At 63.2% G+C, this 26,554-nt stretch carries 24 protein-coding genes; 12 read left to right on the forward strand and 12 right to left on the reverse strand.

The genetic code is table 11. From position 1 onward, the window contains the following. Positions 1–57 precede the first annotated feature (57 nt). Positions 58–759, forward strand: coding sequence for a rhomboid family intramembrane serine protease (locus METH_RS01550; protein ID WP_024088636.1), 702 nt, complete (start codon positions 58–60; stop codon positions 757–759). A gap of 112 nt (positions 760–871) precedes the next feature. Here METH_RS01550 and murJ read toward each other — a convergent pair whose 3' ends face one another. Genes murJ through METH_RS01565 form a run of 3 tightly spaced genes read right to left on the reverse strand, consistent with a single transcriptional unit; the run spans position 872 to position 6,385 of the window. Beyond that, positions 872–2,422, reverse strand: a complete 1,551-nt coding sequence (gene murJ / locus METH_RS01555) for a murein biosynthesis integral membrane protein MurJ (protein ID WP_024088637.1) — start codon at positions 2,420–2,422, stop codon at positions 872–874. Then, entirely contained in the window at positions 2,419–5,259 is a 2,841-nt protein-coding gene (locus tag METH_RS01560) for a [protein-PII] uridylyltransferase (RefSeq protein ID WP_024088638.1), read from the reverse strand. Before METH_RS01560 ends, murJ begins: the two co-directional genes overlap by 4 nt. Beyond that, positions 5,219–6,385: a penicillin-binding protein activator gene (locus METH_RS01565; RefSeq protein WP_024088639.1), complete on the reverse strand. Its 1,167-nt coding sequence runs from the start codon at positions 6,383–6,385 to the stop codon at positions 5,219–5,221. Before METH_RS01565 ends, METH_RS01560 begins: the two co-directional genes overlap by 41 nt. Before the next feature lie 87 nt (positions 6,386–6,472). Here METH_RS01565 and rsmI point away from each other — a divergent pair, with 87 nt between their 5' ends. The 4 genes from rsmI (at position 6,473) to METH_RS01585 (ending at position 9,641) form a co-directional block, all read left to right on the forward strand. Then, on the forward strand, positions 6,473–7,330 hold the full coding sequence (gene rsmI / locus METH_RS01570; RefSeq protein ID WP_024088640.1) for a 16S rRNA (cytidine(1402)-2'-O)-methyltransferase: 858 nt from the start codon (positions 6,473–6,475) through the stop codon (positions 7,328–7,330). Positions 7,331–7,333: 3 nt separating this feature from the next. Further along, a complete protein-coding gene (locus METH_RS01575) occupies positions 7,334–7,708 on the forward strand; it encodes a YraN family protein (protein ID WP_024088641.1) in 375 nt (124 codons plus the stop codon). Positions 7,709–7,779: 71 nt separating this feature from the next. Then, positions 7,780–8,718, forward strand: coding sequence for a glutathione synthase (gene gshB, locus METH_RS01580; protein ID WP_024088642.1), 939 nt, complete (start codon positions 7,780–7,782; stop codon positions 8,716–8,718). Between the two features lie 29 nt (positions 8,719–8,747). Continuing rightward, positions 8,748–9,641, forward strand: a complete 894-nt coding sequence (locus METH_RS01585) for an alpha/beta hydrolase fold domain-containing protein (RefSeq protein ID WP_245602944.1) — start codon at positions 8,748–8,750, stop codon at positions 9,639–9,641. Here METH_RS01585 and METH_RS01590 read toward each other — a convergent pair. The 4 genes from METH_RS01590 to cobU form a co-directional block, all read right to left on the reverse strand. Then, complete coding sequence (locus tag METH_RS01590; RefSeq protein WP_024088644.1) at positions 9,612–11,120, reverse strand: YifB family Mg chelatase-like AAA ATPase; 1,509 nt, start codon at positions 11,118–11,120, stop codon at positions 9,612–9,614. The two genes, METH_RS01585 and METH_RS01590, sit on opposite strands and share 30 nt — an antisense overlap. A gap of 114 nt (positions 11,121–11,234) precedes the next feature. Continuing rightward, the gene (locus METH_RS01595; protein ID WP_024088645.1) at positions 11,235–11,918 is read right to left on the reverse strand and encodes a glutathione S-transferase; all 684 of its coding nucleotides are present in this window, start codon (positions 11,916–11,918) and stop codon (positions 11,235–11,237) included. Between the two features lie 58 nt (positions 11,919–11,976). Beyond that, positions 11,977–12,558 carry a histidine phosphatase family protein gene (locus METH_RS01600; RefSeq protein ID WP_024088646.1) on the reverse strand — a complete coding sequence of 194 codons (582 nt, stop codon included), beginning with the start codon at positions 12,556–12,558 and terminating at the stop codon, positions 11,977–11,979. Further along, positions 12,555–13,073: a bifunctional adenosylcobinamide kinase/adenosylcobinamide-phosphate guanylyltransferase gene (gene cobU / locus METH_RS01605; protein ID WP_024088647.1), complete on the reverse strand. Its 519-nt coding sequence runs from the start codon at positions 13,071–13,073 to the stop codon at positions 12,555–12,557. The genes METH_RS01600 and cobU overlap by 4 nt, the downstream gene beginning before the upstream one ends. Positions 13,074–13,355: 282 nt before the next feature. On the opposite strand from cobU, the gene METH_RS01610 reads away from it, so the two are divergent. From METH_RS01610 to METH_RS01640, 7 genes are all read left to right on the forward strand, one after another. Continuing rightward, a complete protein-coding gene (locus METH_RS01610) occupies positions 13,356–14,234 on the forward strand; it encodes an RNA polymerase factor sigma-32 (RefSeq protein ID WP_024088648.1) in 879 nt (292 codons plus the stop codon). Then, the gene (locus tag METH_RS01615; RefSeq protein WP_024088649.1) at positions 14,231–15,070 is read left to right on the forward strand and encodes a ChaN family lipoprotein; all 840 of its coding nucleotides are present in this window, start codon (positions 14,231–14,233) and stop codon (positions 15,068–15,070) included. Before METH_RS01610 ends, METH_RS01615 begins: the two co-directional genes overlap by 4 nt. 218 nt (positions 15,071–15,288) lie before the next feature. Next, entirely contained in the window at positions 15,289–16,485 is a 1,197-nt protein-coding gene (gene coaBC / locus METH_RS01620) for a bifunctional phosphopantothenoylcysteine decarboxylase/phosphopantothenate--cysteine ligase CoaBC (RefSeq protein ID WP_024088650.1), read from the forward strand. Between the two features lie 39 nt (positions 16,486–16,524). After that, positions 16,525–16,980 (forward strand): dUTP diphosphatase, encoded by a 456-nt coding sequence (gene dut / locus METH_RS01625; protein WP_024088651.1) that lies wholly within the window; start codon positions 16,525–16,527, stop codon positions 16,978–16,980. Next, positions 16,980–18,020, forward strand: a complete 1,041-nt coding sequence (locus tag METH_RS01630; protein WP_024088652.1) for a HesA/MoeB/ThiF family protein — start codon at positions 16,980–16,982, stop codon at positions 18,018–18,020. The genes dut and METH_RS01630 overlap by 1 nt, the downstream gene beginning before the upstream one ends. A gap of 21 nt (positions 18,021–18,041) precedes the next feature. Next, positions 18,042–18,392, forward strand: coding sequence for a hypothetical protein (locus METH_RS01635; protein ID WP_024088653.1), 351 nt, complete (start codon positions 18,042–18,044; stop codon positions 18,390–18,392). A 479-nt stretch (positions 18,393–18,871) separates the two neighbouring features. Beyond that, positions 18,872–20,887, forward strand: a complete 2,016-nt coding sequence (locus METH_RS01640; RefSeq protein WP_024088655.1) for a M3 family metallopeptidase — start codon at positions 18,872–18,874, stop codon at positions 20,885–20,887. 132 nt (positions 20,888–21,019) lie between these two features. Here the strand turns inward: METH_RS01640 and METH_RS01645 are convergent, their stop codons facing one another. From METH_RS01645 to mreC, 5 genes are read right to left on the reverse strand one after another with little or no spacing between them, the layout of a single operon-like run. After that, positions 21,020–21,952, reverse strand: coding sequence for a 2-hydroxyacid dehydrogenase (locus METH_RS01645; protein WP_024088656.1), 933 nt, complete (start codon positions 21,950–21,952; stop codon positions 21,020–21,022). Between the two features lie 17 nt (positions 21,953–21,969). Then, the gene (rodA, locus tag METH_RS01650) at positions 21,970–23,121 is read right to left on the reverse strand and encodes a rod shape-determining protein RodA (RefSeq protein WP_024088657.1); all 1,152 of its coding nucleotides are present in this window, start codon (positions 23,119–23,121) and stop codon (positions 21,970–21,972) included. Further along, entirely contained in the window at positions 23,118–25,064 is a 1,947-nt protein-coding gene (mrdA, locus tag METH_RS01655; RefSeq protein WP_024088658.1) for a penicillin-binding protein 2, read from the reverse strand. The genes rodA and mrdA overlap by 4 nt, the downstream gene beginning before the upstream one ends. Next, positions 25,061–25,600, reverse strand: coding sequence for a hypothetical protein (locus tag METH_RS01660; RefSeq protein ID WP_024088659.1), 540 nt, complete (start codon positions 25,598–25,600; stop codon positions 25,061–25,063). Before METH_RS01660 ends, mrdA begins: the two co-directional genes overlap by 4 nt. Beyond that, a complete protein-coding gene (gene mreC / locus METH_RS01665) occupies positions 25,593–26,534 on the reverse strand; it encodes a rod shape-determining protein MreC (protein WP_024088660.1) in 942 nt (313 codons plus the stop codon). The genes METH_RS01660 and mreC overlap by 8 nt, the downstream gene beginning before the upstream one ends. Positions 26,535–26,554: the final 20 nt, after the last annotated feature.

The following is a 26,554-nucleotide window of genomic DNA, read 5'->3' on the forward strand; positions in this document are numbered from 1 at the left end:
CCATGGGGCTTGGATAGGTCAACAGGCGCGGGGGATTCCGCGCCGCAAGGAGCCCGGATGAGCAGCCAGCCCCCCAATACCCCAGTCAACCGGGCCCCCGTCAACCCGCTGCCCGCCGCCGTGGTGGCGCTGGTGCTGATCATCATCGCGATCGAAGCGGTGTTCTCGCTCGGCGCCCGCGGGATCCTGGGCGGGCCGGAGGCGATCGGCTGGCGGCTGGAGGCAATCCAGTCCTATGCGTTTTCCAGCGAGATCTTCTGGTGGATGCAGGAAAGCGGGCGCTGGCTGCCGGAGCATCTGCTGCGTTTTGTATCGTATCCCTTTGTGCACGGCGCCTTCTCCCACGCGCTGTTTGTCTGTGTATTTGTGCTGGCAATGGGCAAAATGGTGGGCGAGGTGATGGGCGATCTGGCGATGGTGATCATCTTTATGCTGTCCGGTGCAGGCGGTGCGCTGGGCTATGCGCTTCTGGTCAGCGGAGGCCAGCCATTGATCGGCGGTTTCCCGGCGGTTTACGGGCTTATCGGGGCATTTACCTTCCTGCTGTGGCGCTCGCTGGCCTCGGTCGGTGCTCAGCAGAGCCGGGCATTTTCGCTGATAGCTTTCCTGATGGGGGCACAGCTGCTGTTTGGATTGCTGTTTGGCGGGCAAAAGGACTGGGTCGCGGATCTGGCAGGCTTTGCCACCGGGTTCGGGCTGTCGTTTTTCCTGGCACCCGGGGGCTGGGCGCGTATCCGCAACCGTATTCGCCACGATTGAACCCGGGGGCGCTCCCGCCGGCTGTCACAGCCTCTGGCGGGGCAATTCCAGCCGTTGGGCCGGGCAGAGCGCATGTGCGCGCTGCGGGGTTCGCCGGAGCGGGTGCGAGGGGTCAGACCTGCTTCCGGCGGCTGAAAGCAGTCCGGAATTCGGACAGCCGGAAGGCGCCAAGGGCCTGGCCGGCGGCAAAATAGACCGTGCCGCCCAGTGCCACCAGGCCCAGCAGGGACAAGTAGCGCCAGTAATCCAGCGTAAACAGCCAGCCCGCTGCCGAGGTGACGGTGTATAGAACCGCGCCCATTGCGGCTGAGGCAACAACGATGCGCCAGGCGCGGGTATGGAAGCGGGCATCAAAACGGGCCTCTTCCCCCATGCGGCGGGCACCGATCGCCAAAAGCGCCACCATCATCCAGCCTGCGGCAGAGGCGGCAATCGCGGGGGCAATCCAGCCCAGCACAGGCTTCAGGCCAAAGGCCAGCGCGGCGTTCACTGCCATCGCCACCAGCGCATAGCGGAACGGGGTCTTGGTATCCTCGCGGGCAAAGTAAAGCGGCTGCAGCACCTTTTGCAGCATGAAGGCCGGCAGGCCTGCGCCATATATGGCGACCGCAATGGCAATAGCCGCTACATCTTCGGGGCCGGTCGCGCCGCGCTCATACAGGACCGAGACCAGCGGCACGGGCACGGTAATAAAGGCGACGGCAGAGGGCACTGCCAGCAGCAGCGAGAATTCTCCTGCGCGCGACAGGGCGTCTTGCGAACCGGTGCTGTCCCCGGCCCGAAGACGGCGCGACAGAGCAGGCAGCAGCACGATGCCGACAGCAATACCGACAACGCCCAATGGCAGCTGGTACAGCCGGTCGGCGATGAACAGCCAGCTGGCCGCTTTTTCGATGTCAGAGGCCACGTATTGCCCGACCACCAGGTTGATCTGAGTGACCCCCATGGCCAGCGCAGCCGGCACGGCGACGCGGACGAGGTTGCGCATCTCGGAGTTCCAGCGGGGCAGGCCGGGGCGCAGGACAATGCCTGCACGCGCCGCGGCCGCCCAAACCAGGGCCAGCTGAGCGACACCCGCAACCGGGATTGTCCAGACCAGCCACAGGACGACTTCGCCGCCCAGCAGGGCGCCGGCAGCCATGGCCGCACAGGCAAATATGTTGAGGAGGACAGGTGCGGCGGCGGCGGCGGCAAAGCGGCCGGTGGCATTCAGAACCCCGGAAAACAATGCCGCCAGCGACATGAACAGAATGTAGGGAAAGACGATGTAGCCGTAGCCCACCGCCATGCCGAAACGGGCATCGCCCACAAACCCGCCTGCCGTAAGCCAGACCAGCCCCGGCATGAACACCATGCCCAGCCCCACCAGGGCCAGCACCGCAGCGGCCAATAGATTGAACGCCTGCTGTGCGTAGTGCCTGGCATCCTCACCGGCCTCGTACCGCTTGGAAAAGGCAGGCACAAAGGCCGCGTTGAAAGCGCCTTCTGCAAAGAAACGGCGGAACATGTTGGGCAGGCGGAAGGCCACGATGAAGGCGTCCAGCACCGGACCGGGGCCGATAAAGGCGGCAATCAGGATCTCGCGCGCAAAGCCCAGCACACGGCTGGCCAATGTCCAGAACCCGACGGTCAGGAACCCAGATAGCAGTTTGATCGGCTTCATGTATCCGCCCGTTTTGCACCAGCGGCGATAGCCTCGCGCAGTTTCTTTTCCAGCGTCCGCTGCTTGGAGTCGGCGTAATATTTCAAGCCGAACATGTCCTTGACATAAAAGGCATCCACCACCTGCTCGCCGTAGGTCGCAATCACCGCATTGGCGATATAGACATTGGCCGACGCCAGCGCCCGGGCCAGATCATACAGCAGCCCGGGGCGGTCGCGCGTATCCACCTCGATGATGGTGTAGATCTCCGAGCCGTCGTTATCGAAGGTGATATGGGTCGGCACCTTGAAGGCGCGCTCCCGTTTCTTGATCTTGTCGCGGGATTTCAGAGCGTCGCGGGTGATCACTTCGCCCTTCAGGGTCTTCTCCAGCATCTGCTTAAGCCGGTGCAGGCGCATCGGATCGAAGGGGTGGCCTTCGCTGTCCTGAATCCAGAAGGCGTCGGTCACGTATCCGTCCTTGGTCGTGTAAGAGCGCGCATCCACCACATTGGCCCCGACCAGCGCCAGCGCACCGGCAATACGGGCAAAAATGCCTGGGTGATCCTCCATCACGAAACAGGCGCGGGTCGCGTCGCGGTCCACATCCGGGTAAAGCCGGATCATCACTTCGCCAGGATCTCCCGTGGTGGTGTAGTCGCGCAGCATCTCGGCAAAATCCACATGCGCGGTGACGTGCAGCCCGTGCCAGTAGGGCGGGTAATGCCGTGCCGTTTCGGTTTTAAGTTCGGCTTTGGACCACTCCTTCAGCGCCTCGCGCAGGGCCTTCTTGGCCGAGGCGCCACGGTGTTCGCGGTTCAGCGCCTCCATGCCGCCTTCAAGCGCCGCGCGGGTCTGACCGTAAAGCGCCCGCAGCAGGGCGGCTTTCCAATTGTTCCAGGTGTTCGGGCCGACGCCGCGGATGTCACAAACGGTCAGCAGCAGCAGCAGGTCCAACCGTTTGACTGTTTGCACAGCCTTGGCGAAATCGCGCACGGTGCGCGGATCGGCAATGTCGCGTTTCTGTGCCATGTCGGACATCAGCAGGTGATAGCGCACCAGCCATTCCACGGTTTCGCATTCAGACGGTTTCAGCCCCAGCCTGGGCGCCACTTTGCGGGCGATCTGGGCGCCGAGGATCGAGTGATCCTGTTCCCGGCCCTTGCCGATATCATGCAGCAGCATCGCCACCATCAGCACCTTGCGGTTCAGCCCCTTGCGCAGCACACCCGAGGACAGCGGCAGCTCGTCTTCCAGCTCGCCGCGTTCGATGGCGGCGAAATTGGCGATCACCTGGATTGTGTGTTCGTCCACCGTGTAGGAGTGGTACATGTTGAACTGCATCATTGCCACGATCGGCTCGAACTCGGGCAGGAAGGCAGACAGCACCCCCAGTTCGTTCATCCGCCGCAGCGCGCGCTCCGGATTGCCGTGCTTGAGCAGCAGGTCGAGGAAGATGCGCCGGGCTTCCTTGTTGTTGCGCATGCCGTCATCAATCAGACGCAGATTGGCCGTGACCAGCCGCATGGCATCGGGGTGGATCAGCATACCGGTGCGCAGGGCTTCCTCGAAAATCCGCAGCAAATTCACCCGGTCGGTCAGAAATGCTTCCGGATCCAGCACATCCAGCCGGTTGTGCACCACTTTGTAGCCGGGCTTGATCCGCGGGCGCCGGCGGAAGATGCGTTCCAGCAGCGGCGCGCCTTTTTGCTGACTGGCCTCCAGCTTGGTCAGGAAAATCCGGGTCAGGTCGCCGACCCGTGTCGCATGGCGGAAATACTCCTGCATGAAGATCTCCACCCCGCGGCGGCCGGCCTTGTCCTTGTATCCCATGCGGCTGGCCACCTCGACCTGCAAGTCGAAGGTCAGCTGCTCAGTGGCGCGGCCGGTGGCAAGATGCAGATGCGAGCGCACGGCCCAAAGAAATGTCGCGGCTTTGGCAAACCGCTCCAGCTCAGCGGGGCGGAACAGGCCCAGCGGCACCAGGTCTTCCGCATCCTGCACCTGGTAAAGGTACTTGGCGATCCAGAACAGCGATTGCAGATCGCGCAAGCCCCCTTTGCCTTCCTTCACATTGGGTTCAACCATATACCGCTGGCCCTGCTTCAGATGGCGGGCGTCGCGCTCGGCCAGTTTGGCTTCAATGAAGTCAGACGCGTCCTGCGAAAACAGCTCTGCCTTCAACCGCTTTTCCAGCTCCCTTGCCAGCGGCACGTGGCCGGCCAGGAACCGGTGCTCCAGCATTGCGGTGCGGATCGTGTAATCCTCGCCGCCCAGCCGGATGCAGTCCTTGATGGTTCGGCTGGAATGGCCGACCTTCAGCCGCAGGTCCCACAGGATGTAGAGCATGGATTCGATCACGCTCTCGGCCCAGGCGGTGATCTTGTAGGGTGTCAGAAACAGCAGATCGACGTCCGAGGCAGGGGCCATTTCCCCCCGGCCATAACCGCCAACCGCGATTACCGCGATGCGCTCGCCCCGGGTCGGGTTGGCCAGCGGGTGAAGCAATTCGCCCGCGACATACAGTGCCGTGGTCACCAGACCGTCGGTCAGGAATGTGTAGGATCGGGTCAGGTCCCGCGCCGCAAAGGGGGTCGCGGCGAAGGCTTCGGCAATCACTGCACGGCCGGCTTTGTTTGCCGCCTTCAGGATCTTCACCGTTTCCCCGCGCAGATCCGCAGCGGTGCTGTCTTCCGCCAAGGTTCTGATCCGGGCCCGGACAGCCGCGGCATCAAAGATGTCCGCGGGATCGCAGATCAACGGCCCTTGCGGTTGGGGAAAGCCGTCGGCGGCGTACTGCGCGAGGCCGGCAGCGGGTTCAGAACCCGGCGCCGGTGAAGCTGCTTGGGGCAGGGTCAATGATCACGACCTTCTGTTCTTGGATGGTAGCAACCGCCAGGCCGCGTTCATTGGTGCCGTCAGGGCGCAGGCGGAAAATGCCGCCGGCACCCTGAAAACCGGCGCCTTGTGTCAGAGCCGCACCGGTCAAAGCGTCGGATTTTCCTGCAGCCACCAGCGCGCCGATTGCAGCAATCCCGTCATAGGCCAGGCTGCCGATCGAATGCGGCGATCCGCCATAGTTCGCCTGGTAGCGGGCGCTGAACTGCTGAACCTTGCCCTGATCGGGCATTGCGAACCAGCCGCCCTGCACGCCGGGCAGAGCCAGGGTCTGGGCCGGAATATCCCAGCGGGTCAGCCCGATGTACTGCTTTTCTGCCGGGTCCACACCGGCTTCGGGCAGCAGTTGGGCCAGCAGCGGCAAGGCGCCTGCTGTGGTCGAAGTCAGAAACACCGCATCTGCCTGGCGGGATTGATTGCGGATCGCCGGAATGGCGTTGATCACGCCCTGCTGGGACAGCTCATAGCCGACGCTGCCTGCAATATTGGCACCGGTCTGGCTGGCCGCGCGCTGAATGGCAGTGCGGCCAGCCAGGCCGGCAGCATCATTGCTGCCGACAATCAGAATGTTCTGCTTGCCGTTGCGGGCGGCAAAGCGGGTCAGCCGCCGTGCGGTATTGTCAAAGGTAGGCCCCAGGATAAAGACGTTGCCGCCGGCAATTGCTGGGTTGTTTGAGAAGGCCAGCACGTTGACGCCGCGCTGGCGGGCCGCGATGCCCGCCGCATTTGCGGCTTCGGCGTACACCGGACCCAGAATGACACGGGCGCCGTCCTGCAGCGCCTGCTGCGCAGCACCCGAAGCCACTTCGGGTCCGCCCGCTGTGTCATAGACCCGGAGATCAATCTGCACGCCTTGCAGATCGGCAATCGCCATGCGGGCAGCGTTTTCCAGGCTTTGGGCTAGCACTCTGTCGCCCTGCTGGGCTGATCCGCGCGGTACCAGCAGCGCCACCGGCACCGGTTTTGATGTGTTGATTGTCGGACCAGTGCTGAGGGAAACCGGGTCACAGGCAGTCAGGGCAAGTGCGGAAAGTGCCGCAGCGGCTGTCAGTGCCGCCTTGCGGGCGCGTTTGAAAACAGCAAACATAATGGCTTGAAACTCCGTTCTCCCGGCGCGGCTGCACCGTGTGGGTTTAAGGGCGGATCATAAACGACCAAAAAGGCGGGTCCAGCGTTGAATCACCAGAATGTCATATTGTCCCCGGGGCTTTACTTTGTTGCCACGCCCATTGGCACTGCCCGCGACATTACCCTGCGTGCGCTGGATGTGCTGGCCTCGGCCGATGTGCTTGCAGCTGAGGATACACGCTCGCTGCGCAAACTGATGGAGATTCACGGTGTTCCCTTAAGCGGGCGGCGGATCATTGCTTACCACGACCACAGCGGCGCAGGCGCCCGCGCCAAACTGCTGGAGGCGGTCGCGGAGGGGAAGTCTGTTGCCTATGCGTCAGAGGCCGGGATGCCGCTGATTGCCGATCCGGGTTTTGACCTAAGCCGTGCTGCGGCGGAGGCCGGGCATACGGTCACCTGCGCCCCCGGCGCCTCGGCGGCGGCAACCGCGCTGACGCTGGCAGGGCTGCCTACGGATGCGTTTTTCTTTGCAGGTTTCCTGCCCAATGCCTCCGGCGCGCGGCGCAAGCGGCTGGAGGAGCTGCGGGACATCCCCGGCACGCTGATCTTTTATGAATCACCGAAACGTATTGCCGCCTCGGTTGCCGACATGGCCGCGGTGCTGGGCAACCGCTCCGCTGCACTGTGCCGCGAGCTGACCAAGAAGTTTGAAGAAGTGCGCCGCGCCCCGCTTGCCGAGTTGGCCGCGGGGCTGGAGGAAAAACCAGTCAAGGGCGAGATCGTGCTGCTGGTTGACCGGGCGCAAGAGACCGAGGTGAGCGAGGGCGATCTGGAAAGCGACCTGCTTGCGGCACTTCAGGGCAATTCAGTCAAGGATGCCGCCGGCATTGTTGCCGAAATGCACGGGCTGCCGCGGCGCAAGATCTACCAGCTGGCGCTGCAGCTGGCCAAGGGCAGCTGAGACATGTCCCGCGCCCGCCAGCATCGCGGTGCCCGCGCCCATCTGGCCGGAGAGGCGGCGGAAGAGATTGTCGCACGCCACTATGAGAACCGTGGCTACACCGTTGCGGAACGCCGCTGGCGCGGGGCAGGCGGCGAAATAGACCTGATTCTGCGCGGTCCGGACGGGCTGGTATTTGTGGAGGTGAAACACAGCTCAACCAGTGCCGCTGCCGCCCTGCGCATCACGCCCCGGCAGGCAGAACGCATTTATGCCAGCGCCGGGCAATACCTGGAGAACGAGCCGCAGGGCCAGCTGACGCCGGTGCGGTTCGACGCGGCGCTGGTCAACGGCACGGGTGCGGTGGAGATTATCGAAAACGCTTTCGGCTTTGACTGATCCGCAGCTGCCCCATTGAACCCCGGGGCGGGGTGGGCCATGTATTCGGCCAGTTTACAAGGGATACTGCCATGAAAATCGCCTTTCAGATGGACCCGGTCATGGGCGTGGACATCAACGCGGACAGCAGCTTCCGCCTGGCTGAAGAAGCGCAGGCGCGCGGGCATGAGCTGTTCTACTATGCCCCCGATCAGCTGGCCTATCAGGAAGGCCGCATCACCGCGCGCGGCCACGATATGACGGTGCAGCGGGTGGCAGATGCCCCGGCAGTTCTCGGTCCGGAGCGCGAGGTGGATCTGGCGGAGTTTGATGTGGTCTGGCTGCGGCAGGACCCGCCTTTCGATATGCACTACATCACCTCGACCCACTTGCTGGACATGCTGAAGGACCAGGCGCTGGTGGTGAATGATCCGTTCTGGGTGCGCAATTGTCCGGAAAAACTGCTGGTTCTGACCTTCCCGGACCTGACACCGCCGACCACCATTGCCCGCGATCTGCAAACCATCAAGGCGTTCAAGGAAAAGCATGGCGATGTGATCCTGAAGCCGCTCTATGGCAACGGCGGTGCCGGCGTGTTCCGGCTGGATGCCAATGACCGCAACCTCACTTCGCTGCACGAGCTGTTCACCGGTTTCAGCCGCGAGCCGCTGATTGTGCAGAAGTTCCTGCCGGATGTCAGCAACGGCGACAAACGGGTGATTCTGGTTGACGGCGAACCTGTCGGCGCCATCAATCGCGTGCCGGCCGCGGGCGAGACGCGCTCCAACATGCATGTGGGCGGACGGCCCGAGAAAACCGGGCTGAGCGAGCGGGATCTGGAAATCTGCGCTGCCATCGGACCTCTGCTGCGCAAAAAGGGCCAGATCTTTGTCGGCATTGACGTGATCGGCGACTACCTGACCGAGATCAACGTGACCTCTCCCACCGGCATTCAGGAGCTGGAGCGGTTTGACGGCGTGAATATCGCTGAAAAGGTCTGGCAGGCGATTGAAGCCAAGATCAGCGGATGAGCTGGCAGCGCCGGGCCGTAAACGCATGGATGCGTTATGGCATGAAACCGGTGCTGCAGTGCACCAGCAGTCCGGAGTTGGCGCGCAAGAGTTTTGAGCTTGCGGCGCCGCTGTTCTGCCCGGCGCTGCCCTTTACACGGCTGCTGCGGCGGCCAGCGCCAGTGCCGTTGTACCTGCTGTCCGCTGGCAGGACGCGGAACCGGCAGATTATCCTTTTCCTGCACGGCGGCGCCTATCTGGCGGGCAGCGCCCGCGCTTATCAGGGCATGCTGTCGCGTCTGTCTTTTGCCGCAGGCGTGGAGATTGCGGTGCCCGATTACCGGCTGCTGCAAGAGGCACCGTTTCCGGCTGCTTTCGAGGATGCGCGGGCGGCCTGGCGGTATTTGCGCTGCACGGGGTATGGGGCTGACGGTATCCTGCTCGCAGGCGACAGCGCCGGGGGCGGGCTGGCGCTGGCGCTGCTTGCCGGCCTTCTCGCCGAGGGGGAACGGCCCGCGGGGCTTATTGCGCTGTCGCCGTGGTGCGATCTGACGCTGAGCGGGGCAAGCATCAAGGTCAACCGCTTCAGGGATGTGATCATTCCTGCCGGGCGGATGAAGGAAGCCGTTGATCAGTATCTGGCAGGTGCAGATCCGGCAGATGTCCGGGCCTCGCCTTTGTTCGCAGAGTTCGCAAACCCGCCGCCGGTGCTGATTCAGGCCGGGGATACCGAGGTGTTGCTGTCGGATGCGCAGCGTATGGCGCGGCGTCTGGAGGAGACAGGCGGCGCGGTGCGGCTCAGCCTGTGGCCGGATGTGCCGCACGTCTGGCAATTCATGGCTGGGCATCTGCCGGAGGGGCAGGCTGCATTGGATGAAGCTGCTGCCTTTGCCATATCCGCTTTCGACGGCGGCTTACCGGGATGGGGGCAGCCTGAAACTTAGCGCTTCGGCGAAATGCTGGCGTTGCACCCGGTCTTCGCAGGCCAGGTCGGCAATGGTGCGCGCAACGCGCAGAACCCGGTGGTATCCGCGGGCGCTGAGGCCAAACCGTTCGGCGGCACGGAGCAAAAGATCACGGCTTTCGGCATCCGGCGCTGCAATATCCTCCAGCACAGCGCCTTCGGCATCCGCGTTCTGGCGCAATCCAGGGAAGCCGCGGAACCGCTCTGTCTGCGTTTCCCGGGCAACCGCGACCCTTTGCGCCACCTGGGCCGAGCCCTCGGCGCTGGGCGGTAATTCCAGGTCGGACACATCCACCGGCGGCACGTCCAAATGCAGATCGAACCGGTCCAGCAGAGGGCCGGAAATCCGCCCCAGATAGTCTGCACCGCACATTGGTGCCCGCGAACAGGCGCGGTTGGCGTCAGCCAGATAACCGCATTTGCAGGGATTGGCCGCAGCGGCCAGCATGAAACGGCTGGGGTATTTCACGTGTGCGTTGGCGCGCGCCACCATCACCTCTCCGGATTCCAGCGGCTGGCGCAGCGTTTCCAGCACGGGACGGCCGAACTCAGGCAGCTCATCCAGAAACAGCACCCCATTATGCGCCAAACTGATTTCCCCCGGCTGCGCCCGCCGTCCGCCACCGGCAATAGCGGCCATGGAGGCGGTGTGATGCGGTTCGCGGAAAGGGCGGGCGCGGCTGATGCCGCCTGCATCAATCAGGCCGCACAAGGAATGGATCATCGAGGTTTCCAATGCCTCGGCCGGTGACAGCGGCGGCAGAATCGAAGGCAGCCGCGCCGCCAGCATCGATTTGCCGGACCCGGGCGGCCCGATCATCAGCATGTGGTGACGTCCCGCGGCAGCAATCTCCAGCGCTCTTTTGGCTTGTTCCTGGCCCTTGACGTCGCGCAGGTCCTTGCCGCCCAGCCCGCTGACGGCCTCGCCCGGGGCGGAGGGTTCAATGCGGCGCTGGCCGGTGAAGTGCTGTACCACTTCGGTCAGCGTGGCGGCACCGATCACCTGTGCTGCATCGACCCAGGCAGCCTCGGGGCCGGATGGTTTCGGGCAGAGCAGCATCCGCCCTTCCTCTGCTGCGGTGACGGCCGCGGGCAGGGCGCCTGCGACAGGCATCAGCTGGCCGTCCAGCGACAGTTCGCCCAGGGCGATGGTCTCCTCGGCCTTTTCCGCTGGTATGATGCCAATTGCCGCCAGCAGAGCCAGCCCAATCGGCAGGTCGAAATGGCTGCCTTCCTTGGGCAGGTCTGCGGGTGACAGGTTGACGGTGATCCGGCGGGAGGGAAGGGCGATGGACATCGCCGCAAAGGCGGCACGCACCCGTTCCCGGGCTTCGGATACCGCTTTGTCCGGCAATCCGACGACGGAAAACGCCGGCAGGCCGGGAGCGACGGCGCATTGCACCTCGACCAGGCGGGCCTCAACCCCCTGAAAGGCAACTGTGTAGGACCGTGCTGTCATTTCTCCCCGCCCCTTCTGGTTCAGGGAGAAATGCTTGGCGTTCGTGGTTTCCGAGTCGTTAACGTTTGGGGTGCTGACGGGCGAATTCACGCAGAATTCGCGCTGGCGGCCGGTTCAATCCAGAGTCCAAGGCCGCCGCGGCAGATCCCGCGCATAGGGTTCCGGATCGTAGTTGACCTCATGTGCCTGTTCTTGCCAGCGCAGAACGGCCGGGTCGGACAGCAGCAGCTTGCAATAGGTGCGGGTTGCGGCAGAGACCGGCAGCCCGTAGCCGATTATGCGCGCGGCAACAGGGGTATAGAACACCTCCGCCAGCGAATAATCTCCGAACAGATAGCCGTCTGCCAGGCCGGAAACGTTGCGCGCAAAAGCAAACAGCGTTTCGATCCGGTCCAGGTCCGCCTGAACTGCGCCGGAGGTCTCAAACCCTTCGTAGATATGTGCCAGCTGCATCGGGCATTCGCCGCGCAGCGCGCCAAAGCCCGCGACCATTTCAGCCGCCAGCCAGCGAGCGGCGGCACGCTGTGACGGGTCCACGGGCCAAAGCCCTGCGTCCGGGTTCTGTTCGGCCAGCGTCTCGGCTATCGCCAGGCTTTCGCCAACAACTGTGCCCTCTGGCGTGCGCAGTGCGGGCACCAGCCGGGCCGGGGCCAGATGCGCCATCTCTTCCGCCATGGTTCCTGTGAACAACCCCACCAGATGCACTGTATGGGGAAGCGTAAATTTTTCGAGCATGAGCCAGCCGCGCAATGACCAGCTGGAGAACATGCGGTCGCCGATATAGATTTCATAAGACATGAGGCAAGGCTACCGCGTGAACTTACATTCTAAAATGGAATGTTTGTGATGCATTTCATCACGGAAGGTGATTTATGGCGCCTGTCTGCCAGCCATTACGGCCCACAGTGGCCTCGGTGACCGACAGGTTGTCGATCCGATGGCTGAAGGCCTCTTCGGAAGTCAGTAACTTCGCCCGCTGTATCTGGGTCAGAATTTGCCCGAAATGCCCCACGACGATCAAGTCGCGGCCCTGATTCGCGTTGATCAGCCCGTCAACCGCCGCATTCACCCGGGCACAGACCTGATGCCAGCTTTCGCCGCCCGGCGGGGTCACGTCGCCCGGCGTTTCCCAATAGGCCCGGATCCGGTCCGGGTCCTCGGCGTCCACCTCGGCCCAGGTTCTCAGCTCCCAAGCGCCGAAATGGATTTCGCGCAGCGCCTCGACATGGGGCAGGCGCTGACGGCTGCCCTGAATGGCGCTGGCGGTATCAACTGCGCGCGACAGGTCGGAGGAGACGATTAATGCGTCAGCCGGCAGGTAATCCGACAGGCGTTTCAGCGCGGAAGTGTCGGACAGATCTGCAGGCAGATCCGACCAGCCCACCATGCATTTAGCGTGTGTCGGCCCGTGCCGCACCAGGAACAGCCGGGTGGTCATAACGCCCCCTTCAGCACCAGCGGCAGCCCGGCGGTCACTTGCACAACAGTATCTGCACGCGTTGCCAATGCGATATTGAGCCGCCCCTGCGCTTCGCGGAAACGGCGGGCCAATTTATTCTCGGGCACAATGCCTAGGCCGGTTTCGTTGGACACCACTACCAGATCTGCGCGGCAGCGCCCGATTGCCGCCAGCAGGTCTTCCTGTGCAAGAGACAGGTCATTCCCGGCCAGCAGATGGTTGGTCAGCCACATGGTGGCGCAGTCCATCAGACAGACTTGTTTGGCGGTCAGCGCATCCAGAACCCGGCTGGCTGTTTCCGGTTCTTCGACAGTTGTCCACCCCGAACCCCTTTGCTCGAGGTGGCGGGACACTTTCTCGCGCATTTCACTGTCAAAAATTTGTGCGGTGGCCCAGTAAAACCTGTCTTTTTCAGTGTTTATACAGATCTGTTCGGCAAAGGCCGACTTTCCAGAGGCCGCCCCCCCTAGAATAAAAGTTACATTTGCAGGCATTTTTTGCTAACCTGTAAGAACGAAGCCGTTCCTGTGGGTAAACGCAGGGCCCGGTTAAGACAAGAGACCGCAGTATCCCGGGGTTCCACTTATTAAGGCCGGGACAGTCTGCACAGGGGCCAAAAAACCATTTTGCTTTTCCATTTTTTGGCCTGTGGATATGGCAAGACTCGTATCCAGTGCGCTGATGCTGCCGGCCTATAGAAGACCCGGGTTCAACTTTGTTCCATGTGTGCCCCAAGGCATCGGTAGTTTGTTAATTAGTTTCCGGGGGGAAATAAAATGGCACTAGATTCCACATTCGAAAACCCATTGCCGCGGCAGGCGATGAAGGCAGAACTTTTGGATGCTGAAACCGAGCGGCGTCTGGCTTACGCGTGGCGTGATGACCGCGATGTAAAGTCGCTGCACCGGCTCATCAATGCTTACATGCGCCTGGCAATTTCCATGGCGGCCAAGTTCAAGCGCTACGGGGCGCCGATGAACGATCTGATACAGGAGGCGGGCCTGGGCCTGATGAAAGCCGCCGACAAATTTGATCCGGACCGGGGAGTCCGGTTTTCGACCTATGCGGTCTGGTGGATCAAAGCGTCGATTCAGGACTACGTCATGCGCAACTGGTCGATGGTGCGCACCGGTTCCACGTCGTCACAGAAATCGCTGTTTTTCAACATGCGCCGGGTGCAGGCGCAGCTGGAGCGCGAGGCGCGTGCGTCGGGCGCGCGGCTGGACCGGCATCAGCTGCATCAGAAGATTGCGACTGAAATCGGGGTGCCGCTGCGCGATGTTGAGATGATGGAGGGGCGCTTGTCCGGTGCCGACTTTTCGCTCAATGCGGTGCAGTCCAGCGATGAAGAAGGCCGCGAATGGATAGACGCACTGGAAGATGACACGTCTCAGGCTGATGAGCTGGTCCAGGAGCGGCACGACCGCCGCCAGCTGCGCAAATGGCTGGTTTCTGCGCTGCAGGCGCTGAATGACCGTGAGCGCTTCATCATCACGGAACGCAAGCTGCGCGAACGCCCGCGCACATTGGAAAGCTTGGGAACCGAACTGGGGCTCTCCAAGGAACGGGTCCGCCAGCTCGAGGCCGGGGCGTTCCAGAAAATGCGCAAATGCCTTGAGGGCCAGTCGCGCGAGGTGCACAGACTGCTTTCATGAGAGAGCAGATTAATTTCCTGACAATCGTGCTGAGCGCCGCCTTTCTGGCGGCGCTCAGCATGTCTGGCGTCCGGGCGGATGAGGTGTCCGCGGCAGCCCGGCTGCTGGGCGGCGCAGATGTTGTGATTCTCGGCGAAGTGCATGACAATCCTGTGCATCACCAGCGGCAGGCAATGCTGCTGGCACAGCTGCAGCCCAAGGCTGTGGTCTGGGAGATGATCACAGCAAAACAGGCAGCTGCATTGGATCCTGAAACGCTGACGAATGCAAAGCGGACGGCCCGGCAGCTGGATTGGGTGAATTCCGGTTGGCCGGACTTCAGCCTTTATGCCCCGGTATTTGCAGCTGCTGCCAGTGCCCGCCAGTATGGCGCACAGGTGCCGCGGGCCGAGGCTTCGGAGGCTTTGAAAAACGGCGTAGCTGCCTATTTCGGGGCTGAAGACGCGGCCCGCTTTGGCCTTGACCGGCCGCTGCCGGAGGCAGAGCAGGCCGCGCGAGAGGCGGACCAGCAGGCCAATCATTGCAATGCGATGCCGGTTGAGATGCTGCCTGTCCTGGTGGACTTCCAACGCCTGCGGGACGCTGCCCTGGCAGAGGCCGCGGATAGGGCACTTGCGGAAACCGGCGGTCCAGTGGCTGTGATCACCGGCAATGGCCATGCCCGCACCGACCGCGGGCTGGCGGTCTACTTGGCCAGGGCCCGTCCAGCGGTGCAGATCCGCAGCCTGGGCCAGTCCGAGGGCGGACAGATCAGCGGGAAATTCGATCTTCTGCTCGACGCGGGTGCTGCGGTCAGCCGCCCGGATCCGTGCCTGACCTTCCGGAACGGAGGCTGACAGACACCGGGCAGCGAGGGGCCGGGCTGCTTGAAAACGGCACCGCGCCGTGCGCAGCACGGCGCCCGGCCCAACGCCGCCGGGGGGGGCGGGGGCCCACAGGCCCGTGCCGCGCGGGGGCGGGAGACATTGGCCTTGGAGGTCTCCCGCCGGGAAAACCGTTTCACACTTTTGCCGCGGCGCAGTAAGGTCGCGGGAAACGGGGTAAGGGCGGACAGATGCTGGCTGGCAGACATATTCTTTTGATAATCAGCGGCGGCATCGCGGCCTATAAGTCGCTGGAGCTGATCCGCCGCCTGCAGGACAAGGGGGGGCGCGTGACCCCGGTTCTGACCAAGTCCGGCGCTGAATTTGTAACACCTCTGTCGGTCTCGGCCCTTGCCGGAACCGCTGTGCATCAGGAGCTGTTCGACCTGACGTCTGAGGCCGAGATGGGCCATATCCAGCTATCGCGCAGCGCCGATCTCTTGGTGGTGGCGCCGGCCACGGCGGACCTGATGGCCAAGATGGCGCACGGCCACTCCAATGATCTTGCCTCAACCCTGCTGCTGGCCACCGACACCCCGGTGCTGCTGGCGCCTGCGATGAATGTGCGCATGTGGGAGCATCCGGCGACACATCGCAACATCGCGGTTCTGAAGGAGGATGGGGTGTCTTTCGTGGGTCCGAATGACGGCAGTATGGCCTGCGGTGAATTCGGCCCGGGCCGGATGGCGGAACCAGATGAGATTCTGGCTGCTATCACCGCCAAGCTTTCGGATGGGCCATTGAATGGCAGGCGTATTCTGGTGACCTCTGGCCCGACGCATGAGCCGATCGACCCGGTACGCTACATCGCCAACCGCTCCTCGGGGGCGCAGGGGGCAGCTGTGGCCCGTGCGCTGCGCGATCTGGGCGCGGAAGTGGTGTTTGTCACGGGCCCGGCAACGGTGCGCCCTCCTGAGGGGGTGCAGGTGATCGAGGTGGAAAGTGCGCGCGAAATGGAGGCGGCCGTGCAAGCGGCATTGCCCGCTGATGCCGGGGTCTTTGCCGCCGCGGTGGCAGACTGGCGGGTTGCCAGCGCCTCGGACCGCAAGCTGAAGAAGTCCAAGGACGGGCTGCCGGTGCTGGAATTTGCGGAAAACCCCGACATTCTGAAAACAGTTGCACGGATGACAACGGGACGTCCCAAGCTGGTGGTCGGCTTTGCCGCTGAGACAAACGATGTGGTGGATAACGCCACCGCCAAGCGCAAGCGCAAGGGCTGTGATTGGATCGTTGCAAATGATGTCTCTCCCGCTACCGGCATCATGGGCGGCAGCGAAAACGCGGTGGTGCTGATCTCTGATGATGGCGCCGAGGACTGGCCGCGTATGGGCAAGGATGAGGTGGCCCGCAAACTGGCAGCGCGGATCGCTGCGGCGCTGGCCGGGTGAATTTGAGTATTTGAACAAAGATGAAGCAGGGGAGCAGCAATGGTTGCCATCCGTGTAATCCACGACGAAGACGCGGACCGGAATGTGCCGCTGCCGGCCTATGAAACGGCGGGCGCCGCCGGGGCGGACATCCGTGCCAATTTGCCGGACCGGGGCGCACTGACGCTTGAACCCGGTGCCAGGGCGCTGGTGCCAACCGGGTTGCGCCTGGAAATTCCCGCAGGCTACGAGGTGCAGATCCGCCCGCGCTCCGGGCTGGCGCTGAAGCACGGGATCACTCTGCCGAACACGCCCGGAACAATCGACAGTGACTACCGTGGCCCGCTGGGCGTGATCCTCCTGAATGCAGGGCAGGAGCCCTTTGAGGTCCGCCATGGCGAACGCATCGCGCAAATGGTGGTCGCACCGGTGCTGCAAGCCCGGTTTGAGCTTGCGGAGACGCTTTCAGGCACCAGCCGCGGCGATGGCGGCTTTGGCTCCACTGGGCGCGGCTGATGCTTCGCATTCTGTTTCTGGCAGCGCTGATCTGGTGGGGCGGGCGATTCCTTGGCCTGCCGCGCAACCTGCGTTTCGGTTTGCTGGCAATTCTGTTTGCAGCCGTGCTGGCGGTGCAGCTGACCCTGCCGGATGGGCACCCCTTGCGCGAAGGCACCGGCGGCGCGGCGGCGCCCTGGCTGCTCTTGGGCGGCTTTGCCCTTGTGGCCGGGTTTTATGCGCGTATCGTTGCCGGCCTTAAGACCCGCGCCCAGCCTCAGGATACACAGATGAGCCAGCCGGCAAGCACCTTCACTGAAAGCGAACTTGACCGCTACGCCCGCCATATCGTCCTGCGGGAGCTGGGCGGTTCGGGGCAGAAGAGGCTGAAGCAGGCCAGGGTGCTGGTGATCGGTGCCGGCGGCCTTGGCGCCCCTGTGTTGCAGTATCTGGCTGCCGCCGGAGCGGGGACCGTCGGGGTGATCGACGATGACGTGGTCGACAATGCCAACCTGCAGCGTCAGGTGATCCATCGCGACGCAGACATCGGCAAGCCAAAGGTGTTTTCGGCCCAGGCCGCGATGCAGGCGCAAAACCCTTTTGTCGACGTGCGCCCCTACAACCGCCGCCTGACAGAAGAAACGGCGGCAGAGCTGTTTGCGGACTATGACCTGATTCTCGACGGCACCGACAATTTCGAGACCCGTTATCTCGCCAACCGTACCGCGGTGGCGCTGGGCAAGCCGCTGATCTCTGGCGCGCTGTCGCAATGGGAAGGCCAGTTGAGCGTTTTTCACCCGGCCAAAGGCGGGCCCTGCTACCAGTGCATTTTTCCCGAGGCGCCGGCGCCCGGCCTCGCCCCCAGCTGTTCAGAGGCCGGGGTGGCCGGCCCGCTGCCCGGTGTCGTCGGGTCTATGATGGCAGTTGAGGCGGTCAAGCTGATCACCGGGGCCGGTGCGGTTCTGCAAGGTGAGATGCTGATCTATGACGGGCTCTATGGCGAAACCCGCAAGATCCGCATGGCCAGGCGGCAAGGTTGCCCGGTCTGCGGCAACGCTTGAAACGCCTAACGAGACCGCCCTGTGAACGAAGCTTATTTCATTACGCTGCTTTGCGGCGCCCTGTTCGGCGGCCAACCGGAGACAGTGCATGCGTTCACCTATCCCGGTGGTGCGGCGTCGATCAGAACGGACTGCGAAAATGAAAACCGGGTCATCGAGTTCGGCCTCGACAAGCGCAGCAGCCTGGACAGCATCCAGCAGGTGTTGTTCGCAGCAGAAGTCACCGGCAAGGAGCCGGTGGTGGTTCTGATTGATACCGATGGCAGAATGGGCCGCTTCGAGTGGCGGATCGCCCGGGCAGCCAATATCGCGGATGTCCCGGTCCGCATCGTGCCGGCGGCGCTTGCCGTAGGCGATGGCGCGGGCGGCTGACCGGTCCGCGCCACTGACACACAGCACCCGGCACAGATCAGCGATCAAGTCTTCGGGCCGCAACAACCCGACGGGCAGGTAGTATAAAACGGCGCAGTATTCAGCTGCCTGCGCCGGGGCCAGGCGGAAGAGTGCCTTCATCAGCCCTGCCGTCTCCATCCAGAACACCAGCGAACAGGGGGGGGCGGCAGGCGTGATGCTGGAAGTATCTTAGCCATGAACAGGTGCCGGGACCCCTGCGGTGGCGCCGGTTACCAGGGTGGAAGATATATGCAGCGGCGGCGCCGAAGCACCTGTCGCCGGCAACGCCGTCTCTTCAGCGCCGGTCGCAGTGGTTTGATTGCCTTTGCGGATATTGCCATTGGCCATCGAAACCCCCTGACATCCCTAAAGTTCCGGGCAGCAGTGCCCAGGCATTGGAAGCCCAATTGCAGCCCTATTGGTTTCCCGTTAGCGTCCCCAGCAAAGGAGACCCGTTTATGCCCAATCCGCTTCTGTCCCGCTGGGACACGCCGTTTGAAATTGCCCCGTTCGGCAGCATCTCTGATGACGATTTCGCCCCCGCGCTGGAGCAGGCCTTGCAGGCGCACTCCGCACAGATCGACGCCATCGCAAACAGCAGCGAGGCACCCGGTTTTGCCAATGTGATCGAGGCGCTGGAGACCCCGTGCCGCGAATTAGAACAGGTTTTAGGCGTGTTTTTCACCGTGGCCGGAGCCGACAGCAACTCCAAGCGGGAAGAACTGCAGCGGGCGTTTTCACCCAGGCTTGCCGCGCATTTTTCCGCAGTCACCGCAAACAAGGTCCTGTATGCAAGGGTCAAGGCGGTCTGGGACAAGCGCGATGCGCTGGATCTGAACCAGGAGCAGCAACGCGTTCTGATGCTGACCCACCGCGGCTTTGTGCGTGGCGGCGCAGCGCTGGAAGGCGATGCCGACAGGCGGATGCAGGAGATCAAGGGGCGGCTGGCGACCCTCGGCACAGAGTTCACCCAGAACCTGCTGGCGGATGAGCGGGGCTGGTTCATGGAACTCTCCGAAGACGATCTGGAAGGGCTTCCGGAGTTTGTGGTCAGCGCTGCCCGTGCGGCCGGCGAGGAAAAGGGCAAGGATGGTCCGGTGGTTACCCTTTCGCGCTCGCTGATCACACCTTTCCTGCAATTCTCGCCGCGCCGCGACCTGCGCGAGAAAGCCTTCAATGCCTGGGCTGCCCGGGGAGCCAATGGCGGAGACACCGACAATCGCGCCATCGCCGCAGAAATCCTGCAACTGCGCGAGGAGAGGGCGAAACTTCTGGGCTATGAAAACTTTGCCGCCTACAAGCTGGAAACTGAAATGGCCAAAACGCCGGCGGCGGTCCGCGGCCTGCTGATGGATGTCTGGGGCCCGGCCAAATCCCGTGCGGAGGCTGACGCAAAAGTGCTGACCGCGATGATGCAGGCGGACGGTATCAATGGCAGCCTGGAGCCCTGGGACTGGCGCTACTACGCCGCCAAGCGCCGCAAGGCTGAGCATGATCTGGATGAGGCGGCGCTGAAACCCTATCTGCAGCTTGACCGGATGATCGAAGCCAGCTTTACCTGCGCAAACCGCCTGTTCGGGCTGGAGTTTGCACCGCTGGACGTGCCTCTCTACCACCCGGATTGCCGCGCCTGGGAAGTGACACGGAACGGCGCTCATGTGGCGGTCTTCATCGGCGATTACTTTGCCCGCGGCTCTAAACGCTCAGGCGCCTGGTGCTCGGCGATGCGCCAGCAGGCCAAGTTCCCGAAAACCCAGACCCCGGTTGTCATCAATGTCTGTAACTTCGCCAAAGGCGATCCGGCACTGTTGTCCTGGGATGATGCCCGTACCCTGTTTCACGAATTCGGCCACGCACTGCATCAGATGCTGTCGAGCGTGACCTATGAAAGCATTTCGGGCACTTCGGTGGCGCGCGACTTTGTGGAGCTGCCGAGCCAGCTCTATGAACACTGGCTGGAAGTGCCGGAGGTCCTGCAGGAATTCGCAACCCATGCGGAAACCGGCGAACCGATGCCAAAGGACATGCTGGAGAAAGTGCTGGGTGCCGCCAACTTCGACATGGGGTTCCAGACTGTGGAGTATGTCGCCTCCGCACTGGTGGATCTGGCCTTTCACGACGGTCCTGCTGTGTCCGATCCGATGGCGAAGCAAGCCGAAGTGCTGGAGGAAATCGGCATGCCGCGTGCCATCACCATGCGCCATGCCACGCCGCATTTTGCCCATGTCTTTGCCGGCGACGGCTATTCTTCGGGCTACTACAGCTACATGTGGTCCGAGGTGATGGATGCCGACGCTTTTGCAGCCTTTGAGGAGGCTGGCGGTGCCTTTGATGCCGAACGCGCCAAAGCGTTGGAGACGCATATTCTTTCCACTGGCGGGTCGGTTGACCCGGCCGCGCTCTACATGGCTTTCCGCGGACGATTGCCGGGGGTGGAAGCGCTGTTGAAGGGCCGCGGCCTAACCGCAGCATAGCTGGCGTTGCGCAGGGCGATGCCCCGGAAAAGAGTATTTAAGACCAGAAAGAAGCGATAGGCCCCGGCTTTCTTTCTGGTTGAAAATACTCTGGGGGAATGCGCCGTCAGGCGCAGGGGGCAAAGCCCCGTCCTAATAACCGAAACTCCGGTCAACCAAATGCAGCAGCGGTTCTCCAGCCTCGCCGCGGCGAATGTTTTCGGCAATCACTTCGGCAGCGGTGCTTTCACGGGTTTCCGAGGCGATATGGGGGGTTACCGTCACATTGGGGTGCGCCCAATAGGGATGCTCCGGCGGCAGCGGTTCAACGCGGAACACATCCAGCGTTGCGTGCGCGATCTGGCCGCTGCCGAGCGCTGCCAGCAGGGCGCTGTCGTCAATCAGCGGTCCGCGGCCCGGATTGATGATCCTCGCGCCCTTGGGCAGCATGGCCAGCGTCTCTGCATTCAGCGTGTTTTCGGTGGCGGGCGTATCAGGCAGCAGCAGGATCACGATTTCCGCTTGCGCCAGCGCGGCCTTCAGGCCCTCAGGCCCGGTGTGGCAGGTAATGCCTTCGATCTCCTTTTGCGACCGGCTCCAGCCGGACACCTGAAATCCCAGGGTGGCCAGCGCTTGGGCGGACGCGGTGCCGAGGGCGCCCAGGCCAAGCACTGTCACCCGGCGGTCCTTCGCCAGCGGCGGTGCCTGAGGCTCCCAAATGCCGTTCTGGCCGCGAAGATGGGCATCCATCCCCAAGTGATAGCGCAGCGTGTGCCCAACCACCCATTCGGTCATACCCTGCGCCAGCCCGCTATCCACCATCCGCGTGAGGGGCACGCCGACAGGCACGACGGGCACGATCTTTTCAACACCCGCCCACAGGCTCAGCACCGCTTTCAACCGGGTAAAAGGGGCAAAGTCGCTGACCGGCCCGCTGGGGGCAAAAACGATATAGTCCACGTCTTCAGGTGCAAATTCATTGCGCAGATCGGCATCGGTGCCCAACCGGGAAAGTTCTGCCTTTAACAGCGGTTCATAGGCGGGCCAGGCATCCGCGCGGCCGGCGAACAGAACATTTGCAGTCATAGGAACTCCGTCAATATCTAGCGTGAGGATTGCCGCGGCCGGTGGATGTGAGCGCTTTGCACAATGCCGAAAGCCCCGAGCAGCACCAGCATGGCCGAGCCGCCGTAAGAGACCATCGGCAGCGGCACGCCGACCACTGGTGCCAGCCCCATAACCATCGACATGTTGACGGCAAAAAACAGAAAGAAAGTGATGGCGATGCCCATGATCACCAGTGACGAGAACCGGTCCTTGGCGGCAATCGCCGAAGCGATGCAGAACAGGATGATCAGCATGTAAATGGACAATAGGGTCACACCGCCTATAAAGCCGAACTCCTCTGCCAGGGTGGTAAAGATGAAGTCGGTGTGCTTCTCGGGCAGAAAGTTCAGCCGCGACTGCGTACCCTGCATGAAACCGCGCCCGGACCAGCCGCCGGAGCCAAGCGCGATCTTGGATTGGGTGATGTGGTAGCCTGCACCCAGAGGGTCCTGCGAGGGGTCCATAAATGTGTCGATGCGGCGGAACTGATAGTCTTTCAGAAGCTGCCAATCGGTTCCGCGGCTTTGAAACACGGCGCTGACCAGCCCGACGCCAGCAGCAATCACGGCGGCGAAATAGGCCCAATGGACACCGGCCAGGAACATCACCCCGCCGCCGGCCGCCAACAAAAGGATCGAGGTGCCAAGGTCCGGCTGCTTCAGCACCAGCGCCGTCGGCAGCAGGATCAGCGCCACCGGCAGCAGCACCCACAAGGGGCGCGAGGTTTTATCAGGCGGCAGCCAATCGTAGTAGGCCGCCAGCAGCATCACCAAGGCGATCTTGGTCACCTCGGATGGCTGCAGCCGCATGAAGCCGATATCGATCCAGCGCTGTGCACCCATGCCGACGGTGCCGAACAGTTCCACCGCGACCAGCAGCGCCAGGGACCCCAGATAGGCCAGCACCGACACGTTGCGCCAGAACCAGATCGGGATCATCGCCACCACAAACATGACGCCGAGACCGAGGGCAAAACGTTTGACCTGCGGCTCCACCCAGGGGCTGAAGGAGCCGCCCGCCACCGAATAAAGCATCAGAAAGCCGACGCTGGACACCGTGATCAGCAGCAGCGTCAGCCCCCAATTCAGATACAGGATCTTGCGCAGGCCGGAGGGTGTCGATTTGGCGTGATACTCAAGATAGCTCATGCCTTGCTGCTCCTGCTGCCCAGGGGGCGCTTGACACGCTCGCGTTCCAGCCGCTCCTGCTGTGCCTTGATGCGGCTGCGGTCCCCTTTGGGGTAGGCTTCCAGCGGCGGAGTGCCATCGTAGAGTGCTTGCAGCAACACGTCGCGGGCAATCGGCGCCGCCGCTCTGGAGCCGCCGCCGCCATGCTCGACCACCACGGCCACGGCATATTTCGGGTTATCGTAGGGGGCAAAACAGACGTACAGAGCATGGTCGCGCCGGTCCCAGGGCAGATCCTTGTTGCGGATCACCCCTGCGGCCCGTTCGGCGGCGGTGATGTTTCGGACCTGGCTGGTGCCGCTTTTGCCGGCCATCCGTATGTTGTCAGCGATGATGCGGGAGCGGTAGCCGGTGCCCCGGCGGTCGTTGCTGACCGAGTACATGCCGCGCCGCACCATGCGCAGGTTGTTTTCGCTGACATCCAGGGGAGCGCCCGCGCCGCTGGGCTGTTCCACCCCGTCAAGCGATTTGAGCAGCCGCGGCGTCACGCTGCGCCCGGTGGCGATCCGTGCGGTCATCACCGCCAGCTGCAACGGCGAGGCGAGCGTGAAGCCTTGGCCGATTGAGGAGTTCGCTGTGTCGCCGATCAGCCAGTCCTTGCCGTAAGAGCGGGCTTTCCATTCCTTAGTCGGCGTGATCCCCTGTGCCACAGCCGACATCGGCAGATCGTGCCTGATGCCCAGCCCGAATTTGTTGGCCATGGCAGAGATGTTGTCGATCCCGGTCTTGATTGCCACGTCATAGTAATAAACATCGCAGGACCGTTTCAGTGAAGTATTGAGGTCCACATGCCCGTGGCCCGCCCGTTTCCAGCAATGGAAGCGGCGGCCGGCAACTTTCAGATGGCCCGGGCACCAGACGGTTTCCTCAGGTCCGATCACACCCTGTTCCAGCGCCGCCAGCGCGGTGATCATCTTAAAAGTAGAGCCAGGCGGGTAGGTGCCCTGCACGGTCTTGTTGGAGAGCGGGCGGTATTCGTCTTCGGTCAGCATCCGGTAATCGGCCACCGAAATGCCGCGCACGAACAGATTGGGGTCGAAACTGGGTGAAGAGCAGATCGCGCGGATATCGCCGTCTTCGCAATCGATCACCACCGCCGCCGCGCTTTCCCGGCCCAGCCGGGCCTGCACATAGTTTTGCAGCTCTGCGTCAGTGGTCAGCTGCATGTCTGAGCCGGATATGCCCTCGCGCCGGTCCAGCTCACGCATCACCCGGCCGGTGGCGTTCACTTCCACCCGCTTGGCACCGGCCTTGCCGCGCAGCACGTCCTCGCGCTTGGCCTCGAAACCTACCTTGCCGATCTGAAAGCGCGGGATCAGAAGCACCGGCTCGGGGTCTTCCATCTTGCTCAGGTCATAATCCGAGACCGGCCCGACATAGCCCACCACATGGGCAAAGTCGCCAAGCTGCGGATAGACCCGGGTCAGGCCGACCTCGGGCGTCACACCTGGCAGGGCCGGGGCGTTCACTGCCACCTTGGATATATCCTCCCAGCCGATCCGGTCGGCCAGGGTGATCGGCAGGAAGGGCGGCGACCGGCGCATCTCGGTGCGGGCGCGCTCCAGGTCTTCGGGATCCAGCGGCAGCAGGCGCGACAATTTATCAATCACCGCCTCCACGTCGCCGGCATCCTCGGGCACCACTGTAATCCGGTAGGACGGGGAGTTTTGCGCGATGATCAGCCCGTTGCGGTCGAAGATCTGCCCGCGGGCAGGCGGCAGCAGGCGGATGTTGATCCGGTTTTCCTCGGCCAGCAGGCGGAACTCATCCGCTTGATCCACTTGCAGAAAACGCATTCTTGCCGCCAGCCCGCCTGCAAAGGCCAGCTGCAGCCCGCCCAGCAGCAACGCGCGCCGGGTCATCTTGCCGTGCGAGACGTCCAGATCCTTGGAGTTGCGTTTCATCGGCGGCTCATCAGGGTTTCGGCTTCGGACGGGGAGAGTTTACGGACGCCCAGAATAGTCTGGCTGACCCAAACTGCCAGCGGATAGGCGAGGATGGTCATCACAATCTGGATCACGGTCAGGCTCAGCGGCGCCTGTTCCACGCCAAACACCACAAGAACCAGCCGGTTCAATGTGAAAACCCCGGTCAGGGTCACGCCAGCCGCCAGCCATTCGCTGGCGAATGTGCTTTCCCGTTGCGGCGCCGCGCGCCCTTTCAGGTATTCGCAGGCCAGCACCGCCAGCAGCGCCAGCAATCCGGGCGGGCGCTGGAACAGAAAATCCGCAAGCAGCATGACCAGGGCAATCGACAGCGCGGGCACAAAGTCGGGCCGCCGCAGCGACCAGGTCATGGCCAGCAGCAGCAGGAAATCCGGCGGCGCCCAAAACCGAGGCTCGGTGTTGAGCGGCAGCAGGTGAAAAAACATGATCATCAGCGCCAGCCCTGGAAAGGTCAGGCGCATGGTCCAGATCCGGGCAGGCGAAGTGTTAGCCATTGCCCGCCTCAGCCGTTCCTTCAGCGCTGCCGTCTCCCAGCCCTTCAGGCCGCGGCTGCGGAATCGGATCACCCGGGGCTGCACCGACCAGCCCGCCGGGATCCTGGATCACTTCGGTTCCGTGATGGCGCAGCACCCGCAGAAACTCCAGCCGGCTGTAATCGGCGGACAGCCGCACCCGCATCCGCCCCGAGCGGTCCTTGGCCACCTGGCCGATCAGCAGGCCTGCCGGAAACACCGAGCCGTCGCCGGAGGAAATCACCCGGTCGCCGGGCCGCACGAGATCGGGGTTTTCCAGAAAGCTCAGGACTGGCGCGGCGCTGTTGTCGCCGGTGACCAGCGCGGTCTGGCCGGAGGGCTGGATGGCAGCCGGAACAGCGCTGGCGGCGTCGGTCAGCAGAATAACACGCGCTGTGTCGCGCCCGGTACCGGAAATCCGGCCCACCAGCCCGATCCCGTCCATCGCGGCCCAGCCGTCATGCACCCCGTCGCGGCTGCCCACATTCAGCAGTACCGACTGCCGGAAGGGGGAACCGCTGTCGGCCATCACAACCCCGGTGATATAGGTCAGCTGCGGGTCCAGCCGCACATTGTTGAAGTCCAGCAGCCGGGCATTTTCCTGCTCCAGCTGCAGCGCCGCCTCTTTCCAGGCCCGCATCTGGCGCAGCTCGCTGCGCAGCTCGCGGTTCTGCTCGGCAAGCCGCTGATAGCTTTGGAAATCGCGCACCAGGTTAATAGCGGCGGTGACTGGCACCATGGCCCAATCCATGCTGGGCACCACCCGGTCCGCCACCTGGGCGCGGAAACGCTCCACCCGCGGGCTGTCGATCCGCCAGACAATAAAAACTGCAGCCAGGCACAGGCACAGCACCGCTGTCAGCAGACGCCGCAGCGGGGTTGCATAATCGTCGCGCTGTGACTTGTCTTTGGCCACGTCTCTCCTTCCAGCCGCCC

Origin of the sequence: Leisingera methylohalidivorans DSM 14336, from assembly GCF_000511355.1 — a bacterium.
GTDB classification, from domain to species: domain Bacteria; phylum Pseudomonadota; class Alphaproteobacteria; order Rhodobacterales; family Rhodobacteraceae; genus Leisingera; species Leisingera methylohalidivorans.